Origin of the sequence: uncultured Roseovarius sp., assembly GCF_963972555.1 — a bacterium.
GTDB lineage: Bacteria > Pseudomonadota > Alphaproteobacteria > Rhodobacterales > Rhodobacteraceae > Roseovarius > Roseovarius mucosus.
In genome coordinates this window covers 274617-299226 of record NZ_CAXAUM010000003.1, presented here as the reverse complement: position 1 = coordinate 299226, position 24610 = coordinate 274617, and the positions used below count along the sequence as shown (strand labels likewise).

General features: G+C 62.1%; 22 protein-coding genes. 10 read left to right on the top strand and 12 right to left on the bottom strand.

What is annotated here, in order from left to right; genetic code table 11:
• The first annotated feature begins 251 nt into the window (after positions 1–251).
• Positions 252–1730 (top strand): ABC transporter substrate-binding protein, encoded by a 1479-nt coding sequence (locus AACZ65_RS04860; protein WP_339668476.1) that lies wholly within the window; start codon positions 252–254, stop codon positions 1728–1730.
• Positions 1731–1950: 220 nt separating this feature from the next.
• Here AACZ65_RS04860 and AACZ65_RS04855 read toward each other — a convergent pair whose 3' ends face one another.
• Entirely contained in the window at positions 1951–2592 is a 642-nt protein-coding gene (locus AACZ65_RS04855; RefSeq protein ID WP_339668475.1) for a response regulator transcription factor, read from the bottom strand.
• A 228-nt stretch (positions 2593–2820) separates the two neighbouring features.
• Between AACZ65_RS04855 and AACZ65_RS04850 the strand changes: the two genes are divergently transcribed.
• From AACZ65_RS04850 to AACZ65_RS04830, 5 genes are all read left to right on the top strand, one after another.
• Positions 2821–4029 (top strand): aminotransferase class V-fold PLP-dependent enzyme, encoded by a 1209-nt coding sequence (locus AACZ65_RS04850; RefSeq protein ID WP_339668474.1) that lies wholly within the window; start codon positions 2821–2823, stop codon positions 4027–4029.
• Positions 4030–4041: 12 nt separating this feature from the next.
• On the top strand, positions 4042–4983 hold the full coding sequence (locus AACZ65_RS04845; protein ID WP_339668473.1) for a CoA ester lyase: 942 nt from the start codon (positions 4042–4044) through the stop codon (positions 4981–4983).
• A 42-nt stretch (positions 4984–5025) separates the two neighbouring features.
• Complete coding sequence (locus AACZ65_RS04840; RefSeq protein WP_339668472.1) at positions 5026–6216, top strand: malate--CoA ligase subunit beta; 1191 nt, start codon at positions 5026–5028, stop codon at positions 6214–6216.
• On the top strand, positions 6216–7097 hold the full coding sequence (gene sucD, locus AACZ65_RS04835; RefSeq protein WP_339668471.1) for a succinate--CoA ligase subunit alpha: 882 nt from the start codon (positions 6216–6218) through the stop codon (positions 7095–7097). Before AACZ65_RS04840 ends, sucD begins: the two co-directional genes overlap by 1 nt.
• A gap of 150 nt (positions 7098–7247) precedes the next feature.
• Positions 7248–8297, top strand: coding sequence for a zinc-dependent alcohol dehydrogenase family protein (locus AACZ65_RS04830; RefSeq protein WP_339668470.1), 1050 nt, complete (start codon positions 7248–7250; stop codon positions 8295–8297).
• A gap of 292 nt (positions 8298–8589) precedes the next feature.
• Here the strand turns inward: AACZ65_RS04830 and ndk are convergent, their stop codons facing one another.
• Positions 8590–9012, bottom strand: a complete 423-nt coding sequence (ndk, locus tag AACZ65_RS04825; RefSeq protein WP_297541912.1) for a nucleoside-diphosphate kinase — start codon at positions 9010–9012, stop codon at positions 8590–8592.
• 135 nt (positions 9013–9147) lie between these two features.
• Here ndk and AACZ65_RS04820 point away from each other — a divergent pair, with 135 nt between their 5' ends.
• Positions 9148–10995: an ABC-F family ATP-binding cassette domain-containing protein gene (locus AACZ65_RS04820; protein WP_339668466.1), complete on the top strand. Its 1848-nt coding sequence runs from the start codon at positions 9148–9150 to the stop codon at positions 10993–10995.
• Positions 10996–10999: 4 nt separating this feature from the next.
• Here the strand turns inward: AACZ65_RS04820 and AACZ65_RS04815 are convergent, their stop codons facing one another.
• Positions 11000–11368 carry a hypothetical protein gene (locus AACZ65_RS04815; protein ID WP_037268405.1) on the bottom strand — a complete coding sequence of 123 codons (369 nt, stop codon included), beginning with the start codon at positions 11366–11368 and terminating at the stop codon, positions 11000–11002.
• A 77-nt stretch (positions 11369–11445) separates the two neighbouring features.
• Here AACZ65_RS04815 and AACZ65_RS04810 point away from each other — a divergent pair, with 77 nt between their 5' ends.
• The 3 genes from AACZ65_RS04810 to AACZ65_RS04800 are packed head-to-tail and all read left to right on the top strand — an operon-like array spanning position 11446 to position 13131.
• The gene (locus AACZ65_RS04810; protein ID WP_339668465.1) at positions 11446–11865 is read left to right on the top strand and encodes a MarR family transcriptional regulator; all 420 of its coding nucleotides are present in this window, start codon (positions 11446–11448) and stop codon (positions 11863–11865) included.
• 43 nt (positions 11866–11908) lie between these two features.
• Positions 11909–12535 carry a MarC family protein gene (locus AACZ65_RS04805; protein ID WP_037268403.1) on the top strand — a complete coding sequence of 209 codons (627 nt, stop codon included), beginning with the start codon at positions 11909–11911 and terminating at the stop codon, positions 12533–12535.
• A 17-nt stretch (positions 12536–12552) separates the two neighbouring features.
• The gene (locus AACZ65_RS04800) at positions 12553–13131 is read left to right on the top strand and encodes a TIGR02281 family clan AA aspartic protease (RefSeq protein WP_339668463.1); all 579 of its coding nucleotides are present in this window, start codon (positions 12553–12555) and stop codon (positions 13129–13131) included.
• 39 nt (positions 13132–13170) lie between these two features.
• Here AACZ65_RS04800 and AACZ65_RS04795 read toward each other — a convergent pair whose 3' ends face one another.
• The 9 genes from AACZ65_RS04795 to lptF all read right to left on the bottom strand — a co-directional run bounded on the left by AACZ65_RS04795 (position 13171) and on the right by lptF (position 24483).
• A complete protein-coding gene (locus AACZ65_RS04795; protein WP_339668462.1) occupies positions 13171–14499 on the bottom strand; it encodes a pyruvate dehydrogenase complex dihydrolipoamide acetyltransferase in 1329 nt (442 codons plus the stop codon).
• 13 nt (positions 14500–14512) lie between these two features.
• Complete coding sequence (locus AACZ65_RS04790; protein WP_339668461.1) at positions 14513–15883, bottom strand: pyruvate dehydrogenase complex E1 component subunit beta; 1371 nt, start codon at positions 15881–15883, stop codon at positions 14513–14515.
• A gap of 15 nt (positions 15884–15898) precedes the next feature.
• A complete protein-coding gene (pdhA, locus tag AACZ65_RS04785; protein ID WP_339668460.1) occupies positions 15899–16909 on the bottom strand; it encodes a pyruvate dehydrogenase (acetyl-transferring) E1 component subunit alpha in 1011 nt (336 codons plus the stop codon).
• A gap of 130 nt (positions 16910–17039) precedes the next feature.
• Positions 17040–17891 (bottom strand): 16S rRNA (adenine(1518)-N(6)/adenine(1519)-N(6))-dimethyltransferase RsmA, encoded by an 852-nt coding sequence (gene rsmA / locus AACZ65_RS04780; protein ID WP_339668458.1) that lies wholly within the window; start codon positions 17889–17891, stop codon positions 17040–17042.
• Positions 17888–18859, bottom strand: coding sequence for a 4-hydroxythreonine-4-phosphate dehydrogenase PdxA (pdxA, locus tag AACZ65_RS04775; RefSeq protein WP_339668457.1), 972 nt, complete (start codon positions 18857–18859; stop codon positions 17888–17890). Before pdxA ends, rsmA begins: the two co-directional genes overlap by 4 nt.
• Positions 18856–20100 carry a peptidylprolyl isomerase gene (locus AACZ65_RS04770; protein WP_339668456.1) on the bottom strand — a complete coding sequence of 415 codons (1245 nt, stop codon included), beginning with the start codon at positions 20098–20100 and terminating at the stop codon, positions 18856–18858. Before AACZ65_RS04770 ends, pdxA begins: the two co-directional genes overlap by 4 nt.
• A gap of 5 nt (positions 20101–20105) precedes the next feature.
• The gene (gene lptD / locus AACZ65_RS04765) at positions 20106–22277 is read right to left on the bottom strand and encodes an LPS assembly protein LptD (protein WP_339668455.1); all 2172 of its coding nucleotides are present in this window, start codon (positions 22275–22277) and stop codon (positions 20106–20108) included.
• Positions 22274–23365, bottom strand: coding sequence for an LPS export ABC transporter permease LptG (gene lptG, locus AACZ65_RS04760; RefSeq protein WP_339668454.1), 1092 nt, complete (start codon positions 23363–23365; stop codon positions 22274–22276). Before lptG ends, lptD begins: the two co-directional genes overlap by 4 nt.
• Positions 23362–24483 carry an LPS export ABC transporter permease LptF gene (lptF, locus tag AACZ65_RS04755; RefSeq protein ID WP_339668487.1) on the bottom strand — a complete coding sequence of 374 codons (1122 nt, stop codon included), beginning with the start codon at positions 24481–24483 and terminating at the stop codon, positions 23362–23364. The genes lptG and lptF overlap by 4 nt, the downstream gene beginning before the upstream one ends.
• Between the last annotated feature and the right edge of the window lie 127 nt (positions 24484–24610).

The window sequence follows — 24610 nt, the reverse complement described above, 5'->3', positions numbered from 1 at the left end:
GCGACCCCCGGCGTGACAGGCCGGTACTCTAACCAACTGAGCTACAACCGCCCGCAGCAACACCGGGGGCGCGCCCCCGACGTGTGGCGCTTCTATGCCGGGGCCGCGCGCCCGTCAAGCGCTGGCTGGTGGAATTTTCAACTTTCCTGCGCGCCCACCCGGGGCCAAATCGTGATCCCCGCCCCCGCCCGAAAGGTTTGATTTTCGCAGCCACCCTTGCCACACTCCGCCCAACCTCGGTGGAGATACCAATGCGCCCCATCCTGCTCATGATCCTGTGCCTCCTGCTCGCCGCCCCTGCCGGCGCTGCGCCCACCGGCACGTTTCGCCACGCGCATAACGTGGGCTTTGGCGCCCATTCCAGCCTCGATCCCGCCTCCAAGGGGCGCGTCCTCCAGATCATCGAGAAAATCCAGAGCCGCCTCGTGCGCCCCGGTCGCAGCGGCAAGCCCGCCCCCGATCTTGCCACCTCCTGGACCCCCAATGCCGATGGCACGCTCTGGACCTTTCAGATCCGCGACGGCGTGCGCTTTCACGACGGCAGCACGCTGGATGCGGGCGATGTGGTCTATTCGATCAAGCGCGTGATCGACCCCGATTACGGCAGCCCGGCGCGCGCGGCGGTCAAGATGATCACCCGTATCACCGCCACCGGCCCGCTCCGCGTCGAGATGCAGCTCGACGCGCCTTTTGCCGACTTGCCGCTGCAATTGATGGACCCGCGCCTGCGCATCATCCCCGAAGGTTCAGGCGACACGATTGACCAGACCGGCATCGGCACCGGGCCGTTCCGGGTCGAGAAATTCGATCCCGATGGAATCACGGTGCTCACCGCCAATGAGGACTATTGGGAAGGCCCCCCCGCCCTCGCGCGGATCGAGGTGATCGGCGTGCCCGACGCGCAGGCCCGGCTTCAGGCGTTTCTCAGCGGACAGCTCGACATGGAACGCGGCATCGCCCCGATGATGCGCCGCGCGCTCGACAAATCGCTGCGCTATCAACTGCTCGAGATTCCCACCGGCAACTGGATGGGGCTGGCCTTTCGCACCGATGTGCCGCCCTTTGACGACCCCCGCGTGCGCGAGGCGCTGCACCTGACCGTGGACCGCGAAGAGATGCTGCAACTGGCGCTGGATGGCGGCGGGGTGATTTCCTGCGATACACCCGTGGCCCCCAATGACCAATACCGCGCCGAAATGGAATGCCCCGCCAACCCCGAGCGTGCGCGCCAATTGCTCGCCGAGGCAGGCTATCCCGATGGGGTCGATGTCGATGTGCATGTCTCCGCCCTCGATCCCACTTGGCCGGTGATCGGTGTCGCGTTTCAGGAACAGGCGGCCCGCGCAGGCATCCGCGTCAACCTGATCAACGCCGCCGCCGATGGCTATTGGTCAAATGTCTGGATGAAGAAGGACGCGTTCAGCACCTCTTGGGGCGAACGCCCCGCCGATCAGGCGCTGAACGAGGCGTTTCACTCCACCGCCAAATGGAACGAGACCTTTTACACCAATTCCAAATTCGACCAACTGCTCGAAACCGCCCGCGCCGAGCTTGATTTCAAACGCCGCCGCGCGCTCTATATCGAAGCGCAGGAATATCTGGCGATGAATTCTGGCACGATCATCCCCTTTCACGTCACGCAACTGGTGGTGCTCTCCAACCGCGTGACGCATTTCGATCCCGTGCCCAACGACGCACTGCGCTGGCACCTGGTGACAGTGGTGGATTGAGGGGGATTTTCGCGGTCATCCGCAGCACTCAACCCGCGCGGAATCAAGGCGCGTAGCGCCGCCGCGCGGATCGCTGGGCCGTCCCGCGGCCTAGCGATTTCGAAAGGGCGCGCATCGCCGAGAAATTATACGGACTTGGCTGGCATAAAGTGGCAATCACTGACGTTGCTTCGCTAGTCCCCGGCCCAGCGTTCCGCGCGGCTCCTCGCCTGAGCCCCTCTCAATACGTCCCCGCCACATATTTTGCGATGGCCCCGCCGCGCGAATTCACGTCGAGCTTCTGGTAAATCGCCTTGAGGTAATATTTGACCGTATTCTCCGACAGGCCCAGCCGCGCCGAGATCTGGAAATTCGTGAGCCCATCCACCAGTAGCCCCAATATCTCGTGTTCGCGCCGCGTCAGGCTATCTCCCTGCTCGCCCATCAACCGTTTGAGGGTCTCCACCGGCAGAATGCTGTGCCCCTCGACCAGATGGACCAGAACGCGCGGCAGGCTGCTCAAAACCTGGCCCATCATGCAGACCGAATGCGCCCCCGCCTTCACCGCCGTGCGGATGAAGGCAAATTCCGCCTCCTCGGCCACGACCACGACCATCACGCGCGGATGATCGCGCCGCAGCATCTCCAGCACCCGGCCCAGATCGGCATCCGCCAGCCGCACCCCCAGAACAAGGATCGCCCGCCCCGGCCGCTCGCCCAGCGCCTTGCGCAGGCTCGACAGATCCGTGGCAAACGGGCCAAGCCGCACCTCCGAAATCTGCGCCACCAATGACCCAAGGCCCTGACAGACAATCGCTTGCCGGTCGGCAACGATTACCTCGGGCAGGTCCAATCCTGCGTCCTCAACGGTCGCGTCAGTCATATCTCGCACAGTCTCCTCCTCCTGCCCTCTTATACAAGACCAAGGAAAGTTCTGAAATCAAACGATTTTTCAGAGTGCAACGGCATACCGCCGCGCCCCCACCGGGTAGCCCCCGCCTACCCGCCAGGGCTATGCGCCCCCCGCATGGCCGCGCTTTTCCATGCGCGCGGGCATTACGCGACGTCCCCGCCAGCCGCATAAAGAAGGCCAGCCTGAAGGAGGACAGACATGAACGGCCATTCCCATCTTTTCATTCCCGGACCCACAAATGTGCCCGACGAGGTGCGCCGCGCCATGAATATCCCGATGGAGGATATGCGCGCGCCGGATTTCGGCGATTTCATCCTGCCCCTGCTCTCGGATCTGAAAAAGGCCTTCCGCCTGACCCATGGCCGCGTCTTCGTCTACCCGACCTCCGGCACTGGCGCATGGGAGGCGGCCATTTCCAACACGCTCAACACCGGCGACCGCGTGCTCATGTCCCGTTTCGGTCAGTTTTCAATGCTTTGGGTCGATATGGCCGAGCGTTTGGGCCTCGAGGTCGATCTTTGCGAGGTCGAGTGGGGCAAGGGTGTGCCGGTCGAGGATTATGCCGCCAAACTCGCTGCCGACAAAGAGCACAAGATCAAGGCCGTCTTTGCCACCCATAACGAGACCGCCACCGGCGTGACCTCCAACATCGCCGCCATTCGCGCGGCTTTGGACGCGGCAAACCACCCCGCCCTCCTCTTCGTCGATGGTGTCAGCTCCATCGGCTCGATCGAATTCGAGATGGAGGATTGGGGCGTCGACCTCGCCGTCGCTGGCTCGCAAAAGGGCTTCATGCTTCCCGCCGGTCTGGGCCTTCTGGGCGTCAGCGACAAGGCACTAGAGGCCCATAAGCGCGCCAAAATGCCGCGCTGCTACTTCAGCTTTGCCGACATGATCAAGCTGAACGACACCGGCTATTTCCCCTATACCCCCGCCACACAGCTCCTGCGCGGGTTGCGCTGCTCGCTCGACATGCTGCTCGCGGCAGGGATGGAGAGCGTGTGGGACCGGCATCACCGCCTCGCCACCGGCGTGCGCGCGGCAATTGCCGAATGGCAGGGCTGCCGCCTCGTGGCACAGGGCGCGGAATGGCACTCGGACACCGTTTCGGCTATCTACACGCCCGAGGGCGTCGATGCCCGCGACGTGATCGCCACCGCCTACCATAAATACCAGACCTCGCTTGGCTCGGGCCTCGCCAAACTGGCCGGACGCGCCTTCCGCATCGGCCATTTGGGGTCGCTCAACCCGGTGATGCTCTGCGGGGCGATCTCGGCGGCTGAAATGGCGCTCCGCGATGCCGGGGCCGCGATTGAACCGGGCTGCGGCATCGCCGCCGCACAGGAACACTTCCGCGCCTCCACCCCCACCATGCAGGCGCGGCTGGCACCCGCCCGCGCCGCCTGATCGGGGATTTCAATGAGCTACACACTTCACCCGCTGAAAAAGCAACGCCTGCAACGCTCGGAACTCGCCGTTCCCGGCTCCAGCCCGTCGATGATCGACAAGGCGGCAGAGTCGGACGTCGATTACATCTTCTTCGATCTCGAGGATGCCGTCGCCCCCCCCGACAAGGTGCAGGCCCGCGCCAATATCATCCAGGCGCTCAATGACATCGACTGGAAAGCCAAGGGCAAGACCATCTCGATCCGCATCAACGGGCTCGATACCCATTACATGTATCGCGACGTGGTCGAGATCGTGGAACAGGCAGGCCAGCACCTTGATACGATCCTCGTCCCCAAGGTGGGCGTGCCCGCCGATCTCTACACCGTCGAGACCATGGTCAGCCAGATCGAGACGGCGATGGGCTTCACCCATCAGATCGGGCTTGAGGCGCTGATCGAAACCGCCCTCGGCATGGCCAATGTCGAGGCGATCGCCGCGGCCCCCGGACGGCTCGAGGCGCTGCATTTCGGCGTGGCCGATTACGCCGCCTCGAACCGCGCCCGCACCGTGGTGATTGGCGGTCTCAACCCCGATTACCCCGGCGACCAATGGCACTTTGCCCTCAGCCGCATGACCGTCGCCTGCCGCGCCTACGGATTGCGCGCCATCGACGGCCCGTTCGGCGATTTCTCCGATCCGGACGGCTATACGCTCTCGGCCAAACGCGCCGCCACCTTGGGGATCGAGGGCAAATGGGCCATCCACCCCAGCCAGATCGCGCTCGCCAACGAGGTGTTTTCGCCCCCTGAGGCCGAAGTCACCCGCGCCCGCCGCATCATCGAAGAACTGCGCAAGGCCGAAGCCCAGGGCAAAGGGGCCGCCAGCCTTGATGGCAAGATGATCGACGCGGCCTCCGAACGCATGGCCAACAACGTCATCAGCGTCGCCGACGCCATAGCCGCCAAAGGCTGAGGGCCAACCCGATAAGGCCAACCAGAAAAGGGAGGACTACAAATGGACATCCACGAATTCCAGGCCAAGGAACTCTTGAAACGCTTTGGCGTGCAGGTGCCGCGCGGCGGCATCGCCTATAGCCCCGAACAGGCTGTCTACCGCGCCTCGGAACTGTCGGGCGACCGCTGGGTGGTCAAGGCCCAGATCCACTCCGGCGCGCGCGGCAAGGCGGGCGGGGTAAAGATCTGCAAGAACGAGACCGAAATTTCCGAGGCCGCGCAATGGATGCTCGGGCGTATGCTCGTGACCCATCAAACCGGCCCCCAAGGCAAATTGGTCAGCCGCCTCTATGTCGAAGAGGCCACCAGCATCGCGCAGGAAATCTATCTGGCCTTCGTGATGGACCGCAAGGAAGAGCGCGTCGTCGTCGTGGCCTCCGGTCAGGGCGGCATGGAAATCGAAGAGATCTCCGCGCAAGAGCCCGAATCGATCATTCGCTCGGTGGTCGATCCGGCGGTGGGGATGCAGGCGTTTCAGGCGCGCGAAATCGCCTTTTCCCTCGGCCTTGATGCCGCCCTCATCCCGCAGGCGGTCAAGACCATCATCGGCTGTTACCGAATGATGGAGGAAACCGACGCCAATATGGTGGAAATCAACCCGCTCGTTGTCACCACCTCGGGCGAGATCATGGCGCTGGATGCCAAGGTCAGCTTTGACGACAACGCCCTCTTCCGTCGCCCCGAAATCTCGGAACTGCGCGACAAGAGCCAGGAAGACCCGCGTGAAACCTTCGCAGGCGACCGTGGCCTCAACTATATCGGCCTTGATGGGCAAATCGGCTGCATCGTCAACGGCGCAGGCCTCGCCATGGCCACGCTCGACATGATCAAGATGGCGGGGGGCGAACCGGCCAACTTTCTCGACGTGGGCGGCGGGGCCAGCCCGGAACGGGTACTGATGTCCTTCAACGCCGTGCTCAACGACCGCAATGTCGAGGCGATTCTCGTCAATATCTTCGCAGGCATCAATCGCTGCGACTGGATCGCCGAGGGCGTCATCCGCGCGGTGCGGGAATTGAACCTCACCCTGCCCCTCGTCGTGCGCCTCTCGGGCACGAATGTCGAAGAGGGCCGCAAACTGATCGCGGAAAGCGGCCTGCCGATCCTGACCGCCGAAACCCTCGCCGAAGCCGCCGATCTGGTGGTCCGCGCCTGGTCCGACACCAAAACCACCGTCAAGGGAGCTGCATGATGGCCATTATCATCGACAAGAACAGTCGCGTGCTCGTGACCGGCCTCACTGGTCGCATCGGCAGCTTTCATACACAGGACATGATCAACCACGGCACCAACGTGGTGGGCGGCGTGACCCCCGGCAAGGGTGGCACCAAGCATAACGGCCTGCCCGTCTTCAACACCGTCAAAGGGGCGGTGGCCGAAACCGGCGCGGATCTCGTGATCTGTTTCGTCCCGCCCCCCTTTGCCGCCGACAGCATCATGGAGGCGGCGGATGCGGGCATCACCACCTGCGTCTGCATCGCCGACGGCATCCCCGCCAGCGACATGATCAAGGTCAAACGCTACATGCGCCGCTACAAGGCGGAAAAGCGCATGCGCCTCATCGGCCCCAACTGCGCGGGCATCATCACCCCCGGTCAGGCCTTTGCCGGTCTCATGCCGCCGCATATCTACAAACCGGGGCGCGTGGGCATCATCGGGCGGTCGGGTACGCTTGGCTACGAGGCCGCCAGCCAGATGAAAGAGCGCGGCATCGGTGTGTCCACCTCCGTGGGCATCGGCGGTGATCCGATCAACGGCTCGTCCTTCCGCGACATTCTCGAACTCTTCGAGAATGACGAGGGTACCGACGCCGTGGTCATGGTCGGCGAAATCGGCGGCCCGCAAGAGGCCGAAGCCGCCGCCTATATCCGCGACCACATGACCAAACCTGTGGCGGCCTATATCGCCGGTCTCTCGGCACCCAAAGGGCGACGCATGGGCCATGCCGGGGCCATCGTGTCCGCCTTCGGCGAATCAGCGCAAGAAAAGGTCGAGATCCTCTCCGAGGCGGGTGTGACCATCGTCCCGACACCCTCCTCCTTCGGCGAGGTGGTCGAGCGGATGGTCGCCTGATCCGCCTGACCTTGGGGTCGCTTCTCCCTGTGGCGGCCCCGACCCTTCCCGGACCTTACAAAATCAGGTGTAGAACCTTACAAACCTTACAGGCTTGCACCCGGCAATCCCCGCCCCTAGGCTGCGCGAGATTTCAGCCATAGGTGCCTGATGCGCGCTGCCCTCCTGACCCGCTACAATACCCCCACCGAAATCACCGAAGTGCCCGATCCCGAGTGTCCTCGCGACGGCGCGGTGATTGCCGTGCGCGCCTGCGGCGTCTGCCGCTCAGACCATCACGCGTGGAAAGGGGCCGATCCCGATGTCATCCTGCCGCATGTCATGGGGCATGAATTCGCAGGCGAAGTCCTTGAAATCGGGCCGGAATGTCGGGCCTTCGCGGTGGGTGACAGGGTCACGGCCCCGTTCATTCTGGGCTGCGGCACCTGCCCCGATTGCCGGGGCGGCGAGCCCACGATCTGCAATCATCAACAGGTCATCGGCTTTACCGGATGGGGGGCTTTCGCTGAACGCCTCGCCATCCCGCGCGCCGATTTCAACCTTGTGCGCCTGCCCGATACGATGGGCTATGCCGCCGCCGCTGGAATGGGCTGCCGCGTCACCACCGCCTTTCGCGCCGTAGTGGATCGTGCAAAAACTCAACCGGGTGAATGGCTTAGCGTCCACGGCTGCGGTGGCGTCGGCCTCTCGGCGGTGATGATCGGCGCGGCCATCGGGGCCCGTGTTCTGGCCGTGGACGTCAACCCCGAGGCCTTGCGCATCGCAAAAACCCTCGGCGCAAACGTCACTCTTGATGCCAGCCAGATCCCGGATGTGGGCGCGGCGGTCCGCGACCTAACCCAAGGCGGCGCGCATGTGTCCTTGGACGCGCTCGGCATCACTGACACATTCCACAACTCATTGAAAAGCCTTCGAAAACTTGGGCGTCATGTGCAAATCGGCATGCCCCTTGGCCGCCACGCGACCCCCGAATTGCCCCTGCTGGAGCTGGTCTATTCCCGGCAAATCACCCTCCACGGAACCCGTGGCATGGGCGCGGACCGCTTTGCCGCGCTCTTTGCCATGATCTCTGCCGGGCACCTCGACCCCGACCGCCTGATCACCAAACGCATCGAATTGTCTGGGTTGAACGATGCCCTCAGCGCCATGGACGGGTTCCAAGGTTACGGCGTCACCGTGGTAGATCAGCTAAGCGCCTGATTCGCCATAGTTCTGCCATAATTGGACCCTAGCTGCGCCGCGAAACTTACCGATACTGTAAGGATAACCAAAGGTCAGGGTGCTCAACCCCTGCCAGCATCAACGGAGCAGTCCAATGCCACAGGCCACCCCCCCAAAGTCAGAGGCCAAATCCGCGCCCCCTCAACCTGCGCCCCGACCGCAGACCAAGCCAATCGCAGAGACAGTCTACCAGGATTTCGCCAGCATCTGAGAAATGAAAAAGGCCGCATCCCAATGGGATACGGCCTTTTTCTAATCTATCACTTCAAGATCAGCCGACCAATTCGAGGCCCGAGAAGAAATAGGCGATCTCGACGGCCGCGGTTTCGGCTGCATCCGAACCGTGGACCGAGTTCTCACCAACCGACTCGGCGAATTCCGCGCGGATCGTGCCGGGAGCCGCATCCTTGGGGTTGGTCGCGCCCATCACTTCGCGGTTCTTGGCAATGGCGCCTTCGCCTTCCAGCACCTGCACCACAACCGGGCCAGACGCCATGAAATCGCACAGTTCGCCATAGAAGGGGCGCTCTTTGTGCACAGCATAGAAGACACCCGCCTGTGCAGGCGTCAGGTGAATACGCTTTTGCGCAACGATGCGCAGACCTGCATCCTCGAACTTGGCATTGATCTTGCCGGTCAGGTTGCGCTTGGTCGCGTCGGGTTTGATAATGCTCAGCGTGCGTTCAACAGCCATTTCAGCCTCTTTTCCGTAGGTTTCACCGGCCCAGCCCCTTGCCCGACCGCGTTTGATCGCGGGTCCGATAGCATGCGCACCGCCCCTTGAAAAGCCGCGATTGACGGCGGCGCGCACATACGGCATGCGGGGGCCATGTTGCACATAGATGATATCACCTATTCGGTCGCGGGCCGCACCCTGATCGAAAACGCCTCTGCCTCTATCCCCGATGGCCACAAAGTTGGCATCGTGGGCCGCAATGGCACGGGCAAGACCACCCTCTTTCGCCTGATCCGGGGCGAACTGGCGCTAGAAAGCGGCAGCATCAGCCTGCCTTCACGCGCGCGCATCGGCGGTGTGGCGCAAGAGGTGCCGGGGAATGAGGTGTCTCTGCTCAACACCGTTCTGAGCTATGACACGGAACGTGCTGAACTCATGGAAGAATCCGAGCGCTCGACCGATGGCGCAAGGATCGCCGAAATCCAGACGAGGCTGGCTGATATCGACGCTTGGTCAGCCGAGGCGCGCGCCGCCAGCATCCTCAAGGGGCTGGGATTCAACGACGAGGAACAGCTCATGCCCTGCTCCGCCTTTTCCGGTGGCTGGCGGATGCGCGTGGCGCTCGCGGGCGTTCTCTTTTCACAGCCCGACCTCTTGCTCCTTGACGAACCGACCAACTATCTCGACCTCGAAGGGGCGCTGTGGCTGGAAACCTACCTCGCGCGCTATCCGCATACCGTGCTGATCGTCAGCCATGATCGCGGCCTCTTGAACCGCGCCGTGGGTTCGATCCTGCATCTTGAGGATAAAAAACTCACGCTTTATCAAGGGGGTTACGAAACTTTCGCGGAAACCCGTGCCGCCCGTCTCGCCGCCGCCGCATCAGAGGCGAAAAAGCAAGACGCCCGCCGCGCGCATCTTCAGAGCTTTGTCGACCGCTTCCGCGCCAAGGCGAGCAAGGCCGTGCAGGCGCAATCGCGCCTCAAGATGATCGCCAAGCTCAAACCGATCACGACCCCGCAAGAGGCGGCACTCAAACGCTTTACCTTTCCGACGCCCGAAGAACTCTCGCCGCCCATTCTGCGGATCGAGAGCGGATCGGTCGGCTATGACGGCGTGCCGGTGCTGCGACGGTTGAATCTGCGGATTGATCAGGATGACCGGATCGCGCTCTTGGGGCGCAATGGTGAAGGAAAATCAACGCTTTCCAAGCTCTTGGCGGGAAAACTTGAACCGCTTGAAGGGCAAATTCACAAGGCTTCGAAATTGCGTGTCGGGTATTTCGCGCAGCATCAGGTCGAGGAATTGCACCTTGATGAAACGCCGATCGACCACATCCGCCGTCTCCGCCCGGAAGAGGCCCCGGCGAAATTGAGGGCGCGTTTGGGTGGCTTTGGCATCGGCGCCGAACAGGCCGAAACGCTGGTGGGCAAGCTGTCGGGCGGTCAAAAGGCGCGGCTCTCGCTGATGCTGGCCACGCTCGATGCACCGCACATGCTGATTCTCGACGAACCAACCAACCACCTCGACATCGAAAGCCGCGAAGCGCTGGTTGAGGCGTTGACCGCCTATTCCGGCGCGATCATTCTGGTCAGCCATGACATGCATTTGCTGGGGCTGGTGGCGGATCGACTGTGGCTGGTGCGCGATGGCGCGGTGGCCCCCTATGAGGGCGATCTGGAGAGCTATCGCGCCATGCTGCTCAGCGGTTCTGACACCGAAAAGCCTGCTGAAAAGCCCAAGGAAATCAAGGCCAAGAAGCCTTCGCGCGATGCCATACTCAAACTGCGGCAGGATGTGAAACGCTGCGAGGACCGCATCGCAAAACTTCAGGACATGGAGTGTAAGGTCGCCGCAAAACTCGCCGATCCTGCGATCTATGACGACATCCATGGTCTGACCCAATGGCAAAAGAAATACGCCGAGATCGAGGATGGCCTATCCCTTGCCGAAACCCTTTGGATGGAGGCGTTGGAGCGGCTGGAAGCAGCGGAACGCTAGCCGGTTATCTCGGTAACGCCTGCCACTGCATCCACCCCATGGCCCCAACGGCCAAGGCCACGATCAAGGCCACCCCCTGCCCGGCTGGCGTAGTGATCCAGAGCCCTGTCAAGATGAGGGCGAGGGTCATCACAACCCATCCCAGATCCCCGAGACAAAAGAACAGCACTTCGGCGCGCTTGGGCGCACGGGCTTCGCGTACGCTGAGCCATAAAAGGACTCCGTTCCCGATCAACCCCACCCCAAGACTGACGATCAACCAGACAGGGGCCGTTCCGAGAAACGCTGCCACGGTCCACGGCGCAGCAAGGAAAATCAGGCCAAAACTCAGGCAAGAGGCCGCATTCAGACGCAAGACGGTTGCAAGAGGCATGAGAACGCTCCACTGTTGTCAACGTAATTGACGATATAGAGCAGCACCCCACCATGTCAACCAAATTGACAACATACATGCCCGATAGTCTGACCCTCGACCTTTATCATGCGGCCCGTGGGTTCGAGGAACGCTTAACCCGACATCTCGCCAAGGCATTGAAAACAGAGCAAGACATCGCCCTCAGCCCTGCCCAACTCGGATTTCTGGCTGCGCTCATCTGTGGTGAGAACACCGCATCCGATGTGGCGCGGCGTATGGGCATCAGTAGACAGGCCGCGCAAAAGCAAGCCGCCTCACTGGTCGGTCTGGGGTATCTCGTTGTCAGCCCAGATCCGATACGGCGCAATCAAAGCCGCATCACCTTTACCGATAGCGGCGTACAGTTGATGGCACTCTGCCGGGTTAAACTTGCGGAGTGGGACGCGGATCTCACGGCTGAGGCCGAAACCCTGCGCCGGGCAGCCGCGATCATGACACGCGCGCTGCCAGAATGACTTTGCCCTTGGCATTTCACCCCGGAAATGGTGCAAGGACCTTATGGATACCACGTTTCTCATAACGGCCTTTGTCACGCTCTTCGTGATCATCGACCCAATAGGGATGACGCCGCTCTTCGTGGCGCTGACCCAAGGGATGAGCACGGCGCGGCGACGGGCGATTGCCATTCGCGCCTGTGTCACCTCGGCACTGCTCTTGATCCTCTTTGCGGCTTTGGGCGAGGCGGTCCTGGGTTTTATCGGCATTTCCATGCCGGCCTTTCGCATCGCGGGTGGATTGCTGCTGTTTCTCACGGCCCTCGACATGCTTTTTGAGCGGCGGGGAGAGCGGCGCAAGGGACAGGCCGATGCGGCAGAGGAGGAAGACGGCGACGATCCCTCGATTTTTCCCATTGCCATCCCTTTGATCGCCGGACCGGGGTCGATTGCGACGGTGATCCTCTTGGCTGGACAAAAGCCGGGGGCCGAGGGGCTGATCTGGGTCATCGGCGTGATGCTGTCGGTTATCACCCTGGTTTTCTTTATGTTTCTCACCTCCGGCCTCTTGGAACGCGCGCTTGGCAAGGTGGGCATCAACGTGGTGACACGGCTCTTGGGGATGCTGCTGGCGGCCTTGGCGGTGCAATTCGTCCTCGACGGCTTGCGCGGCTTTGGTCTGGCAGGCTGAGCGCCTATATACAGGCCATGCAAGATTTTGATTTCGCCAGACTGACTTACCTCGTGATCCTTGGATCCGTGCTCGTTGTGTGGTTCGTGGCGCAAAACCGTGCCTCACTGGGAAAGTTGGCGCAACAGGCGTTGATCTGGGGACTGATTTTTGTCGGGGCCCTGGCGGCGGTCGGCCTGTGGGAGGATATTCGCCAGACGGTGCGCCCGATGCAGAGCGTGGTGTCGGGCGACCGGATCGAATTGCCGCGCGCGCCGGACGGGCATTACTACCTGACCGCAGAAGTGTCCGGCGTGCCGGTGCGCTTTGTCGTCGATACCGGGGCCAGCCAGATCGTGCTGAGTCAGGAGGATGCCGAACGCATCGGGATAGATACCAAGAGCCTCGCGTATCTGGGCCGCGCCTATACTGCCAATGGTGAAGTGCGCACAGCGCCTGTGCGGCTTGAGAACCTCGTCGTTGGTTCGGTGCGCCACGAAAATTTGCGCGCCGTGGTCAATGAGGGCGACATGGGCCAATCATTGCTCGGGATGGACTATCTGCAACGCTTTGCCAGCATCGAGATCACCGGAGGGCGTCTGATCCTGAACCGCTAAACAAGGGTACGCCCCGACCTTGGGCCGGGGCGTAGTTCCTTAGGCCAGCATGACCATCGGATTTTCGAGGTTCTCGACAATCTGCGTCAAAAGCTCGGCACCGAGCGCACCGTCGATCACCCGGTGATCGACCGAGAGCGTCACCGACATGACCGTAGCCACGGTCAATTCGCCATCCTTCCCGACCACCGGCTTTTTCAGACCGGCACCCACGGCTAGGATCGCCCCGTGCGGCGGGTTGATCACGGCATCGAAATTCTCGATCCCGAACATGCCAAGGTTGGAAATGGCAAAGGTGCCGCCCTGATACTCCTGCGGTGCCAACTTGCGGTCGCGGGCGCGTTTGGCGAGGTCTTTCATTTCTGCCGAGAGGGCAGAGAGCGATTTCATCTCTGCATCCTTCAGCACCGGGGTGAACAGCCCGCCTTCGATGGCCACGGCGACGGCCACGTCCGAAGGTTTGAGGCGCAGCACCTTGTCACCGGCCCAGACGGCATTGGCATCCGGCACCGCCTGAAGCGCGAGCGCGCAGGCCTTGATGATAAAATCGTTCACCGAGAGCTTGACGCCACGCGGCTCCAACTGCTTGTTCAACTCGGCGCGGAATTTCATCAGCGCATCCAGACGGATTTCGCGGCGCAGGTAGAAATGCGGCACGGTCTGCTTGGCCTCGGTCAGGCGCGCGGCAATGGTCTTGCGCATCCCGTCAAGCTTGACCTCTTCATAGGCGCGGCCCTGATACATCGCCACCACGGCATCCGAAGACGGACCAGCGGCGGCTACAGCGGCCGGCGCTGCGGGCTTGGGTGCGGCGGCCTCTGTGGCGGCTGCGGCAGGGGCGGTGCCAGCCTTGGCTCCTTCGACATCCGCCTTGACGATCCGGCCGTGCGGGCCAGACCCTGTGATCCCGGCGAGATCAATGCCCTTGTCCGCCGCGATGCGACGGGCGAGCGGCGAAGCAAAGATCCGGGCACCATCACCCGATTTCGGCGCGGCGGGCGCAGGCTTGGCGGCGCTTGCAGATTGCGGTGCGGCCTCAGCTTCAGCTTCAGCTTCAGCTTCGGCTTGCTTGGCCGCCGGAGCCTCGGCCTTGGCCGGGGCACTGGAAATATCCGAGGCACTCTCGCCCTCGTCCAGCATAACCGCAATCGGCGTGTTGACCTTGACCCCTTCGGTGCCCTCGGCCACCAGGAGCTTGCCGACGACGCCTTCGTCTACGGCCTCGAATTCCATCGTGGCCTTGTCGGTCTCGATCTCGGCCAGAAGGTCGCCAGCGGAAACGGTATCGCCTTCCTTGACCAGCCATTTGGCCAATGTGCCCTCTTCCATCGTCGGCGAGAGGGCGGGCATCAGAATTTCGGTTGCCATTGTCGTCTCTCCCTCAGCGATAGGTCACTTGGCGCACGGCGTCGATCACCTCTTGGGTGGACGTCAGGGCCAGCTTTTCCAGATTGGCGGCATAGGGCATCGGCACATCCTTGCCCGTGCAATTGATGACCGGCGCGTCGAGATAGTCGAACGCCTTTTGCATGAGAACCGACGAGATATGGTTGCCAATCGAGGCCACCGGCCAGCCCTCTTCCACTGTCACGCAGCGGTTGGTCTTCATCACGCTCGCAATCACCGTATCCGTATCCATCGGGCGCAGGGTGCGCAGGTCGATCACCTCGGCGCTGATCCCGTCCTCGGCCAGCTTGTCGGCGGCCTCCAGCGCGTAGGTCATGCCGATGCCAAAGCTGACGATTGTTACATCCGTGCCCTCGCGCCAGATCTTGGCCTTGCCGAAGGGAATGGTGAAATCGTCCATCTTGGGCACTTCGAAAGAGCGGCCGTAGAGGATTTCGTTTTCAAGGAAAACCACCGGGTTGGGATCACGAATCGCGGTTTTCAAGAGACCCTTGGCATCCGCCGCGGAATAGGGCTGAACCACGCGCAGGCCGGGCACCTGGGCGTACCATGCCGCGTAATCCTGGGAGTGCTGCGCACCGACGCGCGCGGCCGCGCCGTTCGGGCCGCGGAACACGATGGGGCTACCCATCTGGCCACCCGACATATAGAGGGTCTTGGCGGCGGAGTTGATGATCTGGTCAATCGCCTGCATGGCAAAGTTCCAGGTCATGAATTCGACGATAGGCCGCAAGCCCCCCCAAGAGGCCCCCACCCCAATCCCGGCAAAGCCGTGCTCGGTGATGGGTGTGTCGATCACCCGCTTGGCACCGAATTCCTCGAGCAGGTTCTGGGTGATCTTGTAGGCGCCTTGGTATTCGGCCACCTCCTCGCCCATGACAAAGACCGTATCGTCGCGGCGCATTTCCTCGGCCATGGCGGAATTGAGCGCTTCGCGCACCGTCATGGTCTGCATCTCTGTGCCTTCGGGCCAGTCCGGGCTGGTGTTGGCCTTCGGTGCTTCGGGGGCTTTGGCGGTTGCAGGGGCGGGCGTGGGCGCGGCGGCGGGGGCTGCCTCTGCCGTCTTGGTGGCAGGCGCGCTTGCCACGTCATCGGCACTCTCGCCGTCCTCTAGCATTACCGCGATGGGGGTATTGACCTTGACCCCCTCGGTGCCGTCGGCGATCAGGATCTTGCCCATAACGCCCTCATCGACCGCCTCGAATTCCATCGTGGCCTTGTCTGTTTCGATTTCGGCGAGGATGTCACCGGCCTTGACGGTGTCGCCTTCCTTGACCAGCCATTTGGCCAGCGTGCCCTCTTCCATCGTCGGCGAGAGGGCGGGCATCAGGATTTCGGTTGCCATTGTCGTCTCTCCTCCTCAGGCGTTCTGCGGTGCCGCATCGGCAATAATATCGGTCCAAAGCTCCTCGAGCGCGGGCTCAGGGCTTTCCTTGGCGAACTCGGCACTGGCGTTCACCACATCCTTGATCTCTTTGTCGATCGCCTTGAGGTCCTCTTCGGCAGCGTGACCGCCCGACACCAGCAATTCGCGCACGTGTTCGATGGCGTCCTTTTCCTCGCGCATTTTCTGCACCTCTTCGCGGGTGCGGTATTTGGCCGGGTCAGACATGGAGTGGCCGCGATAGCGATAAGTCTTGATCTCGAGGATGTAGGGGCCAGCACCCGAGCGGCAGTGTGCGACGGCCTTGTCGCCCGCTTCTTTCACGGCCAGCACGTCCATGCCATCGACTGCCTCGCCGGGAATGCCAAAGGCTTGCCCGCGCGTGTAAATATCAGGGCTGGAGGTCGAGCGTTTCTGCGACGTGCCCATGGCGTATTGGTTGTTTTCGATCACGAAGATCACCGGCAACTGCCAGAGGGCGGCCATATTGAAGGTCTCATAGACCTGCCCCTGATTGGCCGCGCCGTCGCCGAAATAGGTGAAGGTCACGCGATCATTGCCAAGGTATTTGTCCGCAAATGCCAGACCTGCGCCCAAGGGCACGTTGGCCCCCACGATGCCATGACCGCCGTAAAACCGCTTTTCGGTCGAGAACATGTGCATCGAGCCGCCCTTGCCCCGGCTATAGCCGCCCTCGCGGCCCGTAAGCTCGGCCATGACGCCGTTGGGGTCCATGCCGCAGGCGAGCATGTGTCCGTGGTCGCGGTAGGTGGTGATGCGGCGGTCGCCTTCTTCGGCGGCGGCCTCAAGACCGACAACGACGGCCTCTTGACCGATGTAGAGGTGGCAGAAGCCGCCGATCAGGCCCATGCCATAAAGTTGGCCAGCCTTTTCCTCGAATCGCCGGATCAGCAGCATGTCGCGGTAATATTGCTTGAGATCTTCGGCTGAAACGTTTGGTTTCTTTGTGCTTTTCCGGGCAACCATGAGGCGGCGACTCCTTGTTGGCAAATATAGTTTAGCATTAAACTATTTCATACACCAATCGCGCCTCGGTTGCGAGAGGGAATTTTACGTGGGGGAAATTGGCGCGTATGCGATCAAGAGCCTCGGGTTCTCAAGCCTCTGCCCCGCCCGGCATGACCCGTGCGAGCGCGCAAAACTGCTCCAGACCTACGGTTTCGGCGCGGTCCGTGGGCTGTATGCCCGCCGCCAACAGCCGATCCTCGATATCCGGTGCCGCCCCCTTGAGCGCCGCACGAAGCATCTTGCGGCGTTGATTGAAGGCGCGGGCGACGACGCGCTCCAATATCTTGGGGTCAGCGGGGAAACGCGGCTCGGATAATGCTTTCAGATGCACCACCGCACTCGAGACCTTGGGCGGGGGGGTAAAGGCGCCCGGCGGCAGGTGCATCACGATCCGCGGCACCGCACGCCATTGCGACAAGAGGGCCAGACGGCCATAGGCCTTGCCCCCCGGTTGCGCCACGATCCGTTCGGCCACTTCGCGCTGAAACATGAGGGTGAGCGACTGCCAGAAGGGGGGCCAATCAGGCGGCGTAAGCCAGCGAACCAGCAATTCGGTGCCAACATTATAGGGCAGGTTCGACACCACGCGAATTGGCGGCGTCAGATGTGCCAGAGGGTCCAGATCAAGCGCATCGGCATTGAGCACCATGAGGCGGCCCGGTGCCGCCTCGGCAATCTCTTGCAGCGCAGGCAGACAGCGCGCGTCTTTCTCAATGGCGAGCACATGACGCGCGCCCTCCATCAAGAGCCCGCGGGTCAATCCACCGGGACCGGGGCCGATTTCAAGCACGTCGCATGCGGTCAGATCCCCGGCCTGCCGGGCGATTTTTGAGGTAAGGTTCAGATCGAGCAGGAAATTTTGACCCAAGGATTTACGGGCAGAAAGACCATGTGCCGCAATGACCTTGGCCAGCGGCGGAAGGTTGTCGAGCGCACTCATCTGCGGCGTGCCTCACCCATGATCTGCGCCAGTTTCAGCGCCTCGATCAAAGAAGTGGGATTGGCCCGCCCCTGCCCTGCGATATCCAAGGCCGTGCCATGATCCGGCGAGGTGCGGATAAAGGGTAGGCCGAGCGTGACATTGACGCCCCGGTCGAAATCCAGCGTCTTGATCGGGATCAGCGCCTGATCGTGGTACATGCAGATCGCGGCGTCATAATTGGCGCGGGCGGCAGCATGAAACATCGTATCCGCCGACATCGGACCTCGCAGGTCCAGACCCTCTGCGCGCAGGCGAGCCAGCACAGGCGCAATCACCTCGATCTCTTCACGCCCCATCTTGCCCCCCTCTCCGGCATGGGGGTTAAGGCCCGCAATGGCCAAACGCGGCGCGCTGAGGCCATAATCGCGGATCAAGGCGGCATGGGTGATGCGGATCGTCTCTTCCAGCAGATCGGGCGTCAGCGCCTGCGGCACGTCCTTGAGCGGTATGTGGATGGTCGTGGGCACGACCCGCAATTGATCCGAGGCCAGCATCATCACCACGCGGTCCACCCCTGCCAGATGCGCGAGATATTCGGTGTGCCCCGGAAAGCCGAAGCCCGCCCCATCCTGAAGCGCCTGCTTATGGATCGGGGCTGTGCAGAGCGCCAGTGCCGCGCCCGATTGCACAAGGTCAACACCGCGCGCGATCACGTCTATTACACCGCGCGCATGGGTTGGGTTCGGTGTGCCAAGCGTCAGAGGCCCCTCAAACCCATGCTCCAACACCGGCAAGGAATGGGCGCAAACCTCCGAGACTTCGGCGGGATCGGTAATACGCGCAATGGGCGTGCCAGAGGGCAAATGCGCAGGGTCACCAATCAAGAAAAATGGCAGGGCGCCGCGCAGACTATCCCAGGCGGCGGCCACGATTTCGGGTCCGATGCCCGCGGGCTCTCCGCAGCTGAGCGCGATTGGCGTGCTCACTTCTCGATGATCCGCGCCTCGGCGCGCAGCTGTTCGAGATAGCCATTGGCAAAGGACTCGATCCGCTGGTTGCGGATGAAATTCGAGAGATCCTCGACCGACGGTGCCTCGCCATCGACCTTGGGCGAGCGACCACAGAGCATCAGGAACACCAGCGTTTGACCATTGGCGCGAGTCACGCTGGTCGAGCTTTCACCGGGATCAAGCGAGGCGAGCGCCATGGCGATATCCTGCGGAATTTCCTCGGGGGCCTTGGACCCACGCTCGAGCACCTCGGGCGGCTGACCATAGGCCACACCGTAGAGATCATCGCAAGTATCGACCGCGGCCCTAACCTGCGCCGCGCGCTGCAGAGCCGCTTCGCTGCGCCCACCGGGTATGTAATAGGCCGCGTATTCAATGGCGGAATATTCGGGCGTCGGCACCGTCGTCTCCTCGATGTCGCGCATGTAAAAGAGCGCCAAGGCTCCATCGAGCGGCAGCGGATCAGATACCTCGCCGGGGGCCAGCCCCAGCACGATGGGACGCAGCCCGGCGGGCAATTCCGACAGCGAAACCCAGTTCATCCGCCCACCCCGTCCAGCAGAAGGCGCGGCGGAATAGCGGCGTGCGGCCTCAGCGAATGCGCCTTCGCTGGCGGATTCGGCAATGGAGGCAGCCAAGGCTTGCTTTGTCTCTGCGTCCTCAAGACTTGTGACGGGCAGGATGATTTCCGACAAGAGCACACGCACCGCAGCACCACCTGTCAGAGCGCGCGTCGCGCGTTCCAGATCATCCTCGCTCACAGAGACACGGGCGGCAAAGCGCGCGCGCGTCAACTCGCGCCATGTGATCCCTGCGCGCACGAATTCGCGGAACGACTCTTGCGAGACACCTGACTGCCCTAGTGCGGTAATAAGCTGTTCGGCAGTCATATTGGCGCGTCCGGCAAATTCTTCCATCCCGGCCCGCACCATATCCTCCTCAAGCACCAGCCCCGAGATCCGGGCCGCATCAAGTTTGATGCGCTCCTCAATCAGTTGCTCGCGCGCCAGTCGCTGCGGGTCGCCGGGTGCGCGAAACAGCGTCAGAAGACGCGCACGCTGCTGCAACTCATAGCCGGTGATTGCCTGATCATTGACATGGATTTGCGGCGAGAACAGATTTTGCGCCTGCACCATACCCCCGCTCAGGGCCCCCCCCGTTACGCCGACAACGGCAAGGGTCAGAGCGGCAGTCAGGCGGCGGAGGATGGGTGTCATTCTGGTCAGTTCCTGCAAGTCCGGGTAAAGCTTGGGTCACGGGTCGCGGAGGAGAACCCCTTAAACCCTACCGTAAAGCCGATGTTGGTTTCCGGTTCAAGGATAGTCGAAGAGGTAAACCGGCGCGAGACCGAAAGCGTGACGTCCACGCATTCATTTGAATATGTCAGCCCTGCGCCGGCGCGGACGCTGCGCTCAGCCGCCGCATCAAATCGCCATTCGGCATGGCCGGTCCAGTGCTGAGCGAAACGATAACTGCCGTCAATCGCCCACTCGGACACTTTCGCGGGCCGGTTTTCGGCGGGATCAGCCGACAGCCAGACATAAGTGGCCGCAATGTTTGTGTCATCATTGCGCCAACTGGCGCGAGCCTCGGCCTTGGTCGTGTCGAACATGGCATCGAACAGCCCCCGCGCTGTGACGGTCAGGCCGGTGGCATTGCGGAACTGCCCGGCAATCAGGAGGTCCGAGGCTCGGGCGCGCAAGCCCGAAGACTTGGCAAAGCTGGGCGTCAGGCCGTCGCTCTCCAGCAAGCGCTCGTCGCGCCAGACTTGGCCCAACGCAAGGCTCCCTTGCCAACCCGCCGGATCAAACCGGGTATAGCTCACCCCATAAGCGGCAGTGTACCCACGCTCGCGGCGGTCGGGGGCATTGAACCGTGAGGGATTGAAAAGATTGCCCTCGTCAAACTCGATCAGTGTCGCCTCATCAAGCGGAATATCGGGATTCGATCCGCCGCTCCACGACAATTGCGCCACGGGCTCGATCACATGGGTCACGGCATGGCGGGTCGATTTGAGCAGCGGCCATCGCAGTTCCAGCGCGAGCGTGGGGGTCAGTTCGGTCGCCTGCGATGCGGCGGTGACACCGGCTTGCGAAATCTTGAAATGATCGACGATCAACCCGGTCTGAAGGGTGGCCAGCACGCCAGCCGGCAGGGTCCAGCCGCGATACCAGTCCACGCGGCTGGTGAGCCGCGTCACATCGCGCCCATCGGCAAAACGATCCAGCGTGGCCAGCGTCGAATCAGAGCTGCGGTAATGGCTGTGCAATGCCGCCCCAAAGCGCAGCTCGCCCCCGAGACGCGCCGGAAAGAACCGCCGTTCATACTCGGCATTGCCCGCAAACGTGGGCAAGGTCGCGTTGCTCTCGCCCACGCGACGCGACTGGAAATGCGTGATCGCACCGCGGATATATTCGTCGCGGCGCGCACGTTCGATCGACACCTCATTGATCAAGCGGTCCTTGTCGGAGAACCCGTGATCCAGCAAGAACGTATCGTCGCTCGCCAGTTCGACATTGAACCGCAGGGTGAAATCCTGCGGCAATTCGAACCGCCCCGCACCGAACAGATAGCCGCGGGTTGGATCGGGGCTGAAATCATCTTCAGCCACTGCACCATTGAATTCGATCTCGCCCTTGCGAAACACCTGCCGATAGCGGAACTCAAGCCGCTTGGAATTGGTCGCAAGGAACGGTGCAAGCGTCAGGTCGCGACTGTCGCCAATCGGAATGAAGTAAGGCACGCGGATGCCGGTGCCCAAAAGCGACGAATTCACCAGCGAAGGAGTCAGAAACCCGCGTGACCGATCAACGGTCGGATCAGGCAGGCGCAGACGCGGCAGATAGAGAACGGTTGTGTTCAGAATGCGAAACTGCGCGTTGTCAAAATAGAGCTGACGTTCCTGCTCATCATGGATCACCCGCTGTGCCCGGATTTGCCAGAGCGGCGGACGACCGTTGTCACATACCCGGCAAGACGTGACGGCGGTCTTGTAAAGCTGGTTGAAGCGCGCATCGGTGCGGCGCATCTCGACCGCCGCCAGTTGCAATTGATCCTGCATGACGATCCGCGCCCCGCGCAGAATGCCATTGGTCAGATCGCGGTCAAGCTCGGCACTATCAGCCACGACCAACGCCCCCTCGACATCCGCCAGGGTCAGCGGCCCGGTGATCACCAACTGGCCGGTGTCGTGGTCATAGGCAATTTCGCGCGCCGTGAGGCGGCGCCCCTGATAGAGTGCTTCGACATTGCCGGTCGCAATCAGGCGGTTGTCCGCCGTCAGACGCACATCATCCGCGACCAGAACCGCCGGATCAGAGGGCGGTTCCTGCGCCGCAAGCGGGGGTGCAAGACAGAGCAGCAAAGCAAGGAGAAGGCGCAAAGACCGGGTCATCCGTCCTCCAGATGCAGCAGGATACCGAGACCGATGAAGAGCGATGCCACAGGCGGCGCCCAGGCCGCCAGAAGGATCGGAAGCTGGCCGTTCTCGCCCAAGATATGCGCGAAATTGCGCACGTAATGCAGGCCGAATCCCAAAAGAACCGCCGTCAGCACCGAGAGCCCGACATTCGCCCCGCGCGTGTGCCCCATGGTCAGTGCCGCCGAAATCAGAACAAGCGCCACCAGAAAGACCGGCTGCGCCAATTCGCTCTGGAACCAGATGGCATAGCGACGCGCAGAAAATCCAGCCTCCTCCAGTTGATCTATGAACTTCGGCAACTCCCAGATCGGGATGTATTCCGGGCTGCCGAAACTGTCGAGAATGCGATCCTGGGTCAGGTCCGAAGGCACGCTCAATTGCGCCTCTTGGCGTGCGGTGGCCTCGGGGTTGATGTTCTCGGCGAGGTCCCAGATCTTGGCGTCTTCAAGCAGCCACGCCCCCGCCTCAAGCCGCGCCGTATTGGCGCTGATACGTCGCAGGGGCTGGCCGTCAGGGGCAAAGTCGTAAAAGCTGGGACCATACAGGGTGCTCAGATCAGAGCTGGACCGGGCTGCATAGATCACCGTCTGGCCGGCCGTCCCCCCCTGCCGCAACCAGAGCCCCTCCGACGCAATGGCAAGATCAGAATAGGTTCGACCAGAGTAGCTGTTGACCAGATCGTGATGCCGTTTCGCGGTGGCCGCCACCAGCGGATTGCCCACCGCCAGCCCTAAAAGGCCAATAGCAAGCGCCACCGCCGCAGGGGCCAACAGCCCGCGCAGCGCGGACCGCCCCGAGGCCCGCAACACCACCATTTCGGACGAGCGCGCCAACCGCAGGAAAAGTGCGACCGAGGCAAGGATCATCACCAGAGGAATGATCTCGTAATAGGCTTCGGGCAGTTTCAGCAGCACGATTCCCAACACCTGCCCAAAGGCCAGTTCCGGGAAATCGCCCAACTCATCCATCAGGTCAATAAGCCCCATGATCACGATCATCGTGATCGTTACCGCCATGAAGCTGATGAAGAAACGACGGCCGAAGTAGCGTTCTAGGATCATGTCGACACCTCCGCCGCGGAACCCCTGTGGCGCAGCCGCTGCCAGAGGCCCGGATAGCTGGCCAGCGTCAGCAATAGCCCCGAAAGCGCCAACCCGATCAACGCGGGAAGATATAGCAGCGGCCAGAGCGCCGCGCTGACCAGAACCGGTGCGAGAACGAGGCTCTCGACAATCTTGAGGCCCACCAGAAGTCCAAATGCCAGAAGTATCTGACGCCAGACGCCAAACCGGCTATGCGCCCCCACAAGCAGGGTGCAGAATCCAACCAGCGCCGCGATGACACAGAGAAGGGCCGCAGTGACGCGGCCATGCATTTGGGCCATCACGGCCCCGACACTGACGCCCGTACGCTCAGCAACGCTCTCCGGGTCTCGCAGCATCTCGAGCGTGCTGGCAAACGCCACCTCATCGAGGTTGACCACATCTCGCTGAACAAGGCTGCTGATGTCATAGGAAAAATCATCAAAATAGGTCGTGAAGAGCCGGTTTTGCTCCGCGCGGATATTCTGGGCAAGACCGGATACCATGACCAGCCGCGTGCCGCCCCCCTCTTGCACCAGATAGGCGCGGGACGAGGTATAGGTCACAGGTGCCTCTGGGTCGCGCCGATCAGACAGGAACACGTCACGCAATTCGCCCGACAGCGTGATCTCGCGGATATAAAAGGTCACGCCGGGGGCCGGATGCAGAAATTCGCCCTCGCTCAGCAATTTGGCGGTGATGTTGCGCGACACCTCGTCCAGCCGCAAGCGCAACTGGCTCAGACTAGTGGGAATGAGGAAATGCGCCAGGAGCGACATCATCAGGGCGACAATCACTCCAAACACAAATACCGGGCGCGCCAGGCGCAACGGTGAATAGCCGGTGGCCTGCATCACCGTCAGCTCGCTTTCGCTGGACAGGCGGTTGACCACGTAGACAGCAGAGGCAAAGGCCGCGATCGGCAGCACGACGCCGATCACCCCCGGCAGCGTCAATGCCGTGAATTCCACAAACACCCAAGCGGGCTGGCCATCCCCGATCAGCCGGTCGAACATGCGCACCGCCTTGTTGATCCAGAAGATCGAAACCAGAACGAGCGCAAAGAAACCGAACAAAACCATGAATTGCGACAGCATGTATCTGTCGAATCTGGTCACACTTATCCCCCGTGGCAGCAGTCTTGCCGGGCAACCTAGCGGAATTGATTGCGGGGGAAAACTGCTAACTGGTCATTGGCGACGAGCCGCGCTAGGTCTTGGGCTA

Excerpts from the sequence above, each read along its gene's own strand:
- pdhA (WP_339668460.1), bottom strand. The coding sequence starts at position 16,909 with ATGGTTGCCCGGAAAAGCACAAAGAAACCAAACGTTTCAGCCGAAGAT.
- AACZ65_RS04800 (WP_339668463.1), top strand. The coding sequence starts at position 12,553 with ATGCAAGATTTTGATTTCGCCAGACTGACTTACCTCGTGATCCTTGGA.
- sucD (WP_339668471.1), top strand. The coding sequence starts at position 6,216 with ATGGCCATTATCATCGACAAGAACAGTCGCGTGCTCGTGACCGGCCTC.
- AACZ65_RS04810 (WP_339668465.1), top strand. The coding sequence starts at position 11,446 with ATGCCCGATAGTCTGACCCTCGACCTTTATCATGCGGCCCGTGGGTTC.
- AACZ65_RS04815 (WP_037268405.1), bottom strand. The coding sequence starts at position 11,368 with ATGCCTCTTGCAACCGTCTTGCGTCTGAATGCGGCCTCTTGCCTGAGT.
- AACZ65_RS04770 (WP_339668456.1), bottom strand. The coding sequence starts at position 20,100 with ATGACACCCATCCTCCGCCGCCTGACTGCCGCTCTGACCCTTGCCGTT.
- lptG (WP_339668454.1), bottom strand. The coding sequence starts at position 23,365 with ATGATCCTAGAACGCTACTTCGGCCGTCGTTTCTTCATCAGCTTCATG.
- lptF (WP_339668487.1), bottom strand. The coding sequence starts at position 24,483 with ATGCTGTCGCAATTCATGGTTTTGTTCGGTTTCTTTGCGCTCGTTCTG.
- rsmA (WP_339668458.1), bottom strand. The coding sequence starts at position 17,891 with ATGAGTGCGCTCGACAACCTTCCGCCGCTGGCCAAGGTCATTGCGGCA.
- AACZ65_RS04845 (WP_339668473.1), top strand. The coding sequence starts at position 4,042 with ATGAGCTACACACTTCACCCGCTGAAAAAGCAACGCCTGCAACGCTCG.
- AACZ65_RS04860 (WP_339668476.1), top strand. The coding sequence starts at position 252 with ATGCGCCCCATCCTGCTCATGATCCTGTGCCTCCTGCTCGCCGCCCCT.
- AACZ65_RS04805 (WP_037268403.1), top strand. The coding sequence starts at position 11,909 with ATGGATACCACGTTTCTCATAACGGCCTTTGTCACGCTCTTCGTGATC.
- ndk (WP_297541912.1), bottom strand. The coding sequence starts at position 9,012 with ATGGCTGTTGAACGCACGCTGAGCATTATCAAACCCGACGCGACCAAG.
- AACZ65_RS04790 (WP_339668461.1), bottom strand. The coding sequence starts at position 15,883 with ATGGCAACCGAAATCCTGATGCCCGCCCTCTCGCCGACGATGGAAGAG.
- AACZ65_RS04820 (WP_339668466.1), top strand. The coding sequence starts at position 9,148 with ATGTTGCACATAGATGATATCACCTATTCGGTCGCGGGCCGCACCCTG.
- AACZ65_RS04840 (WP_339668472.1), top strand. The coding sequence starts at position 5,026 with ATGGACATCCACGAATTCCAGGCCAAGGAACTCTTGAAACGCTTTGGC.
- AACZ65_RS04830 (WP_339668470.1), top strand. The coding sequence starts at position 7,248 with ATGCGCGCTGCCCTCCTGACCCGCTACAATACCCCCACCGAAATCACC.
- AACZ65_RS04795 (WP_339668462.1), bottom strand. The coding sequence starts at position 14,499 with ATGGCAACCGAAATTCTGATGCCCGCCCTCTCGCCGACGATGGAAGAG.
- lptD (WP_339668455.1), bottom strand. The coding sequence starts at position 22,277 with ATGACCCGGTCTTTGCGCCTTCTCCTTGCTTTGCTGCTCTGTCTTGCA.
- AACZ65_RS04855 (WP_339668475.1), bottom strand. The coding sequence starts at position 2,592 with ATGACTGACGCGACCGTTGAGGACGCAGGATTGGACCTGCCCGAGGTA.
- AACZ65_RS04850 (WP_339668474.1), top strand. The coding sequence starts at position 2,821 with ATGAACGGCCATTCCCATCTTTTCATTCCCGGACCCACAAATGTGCCC.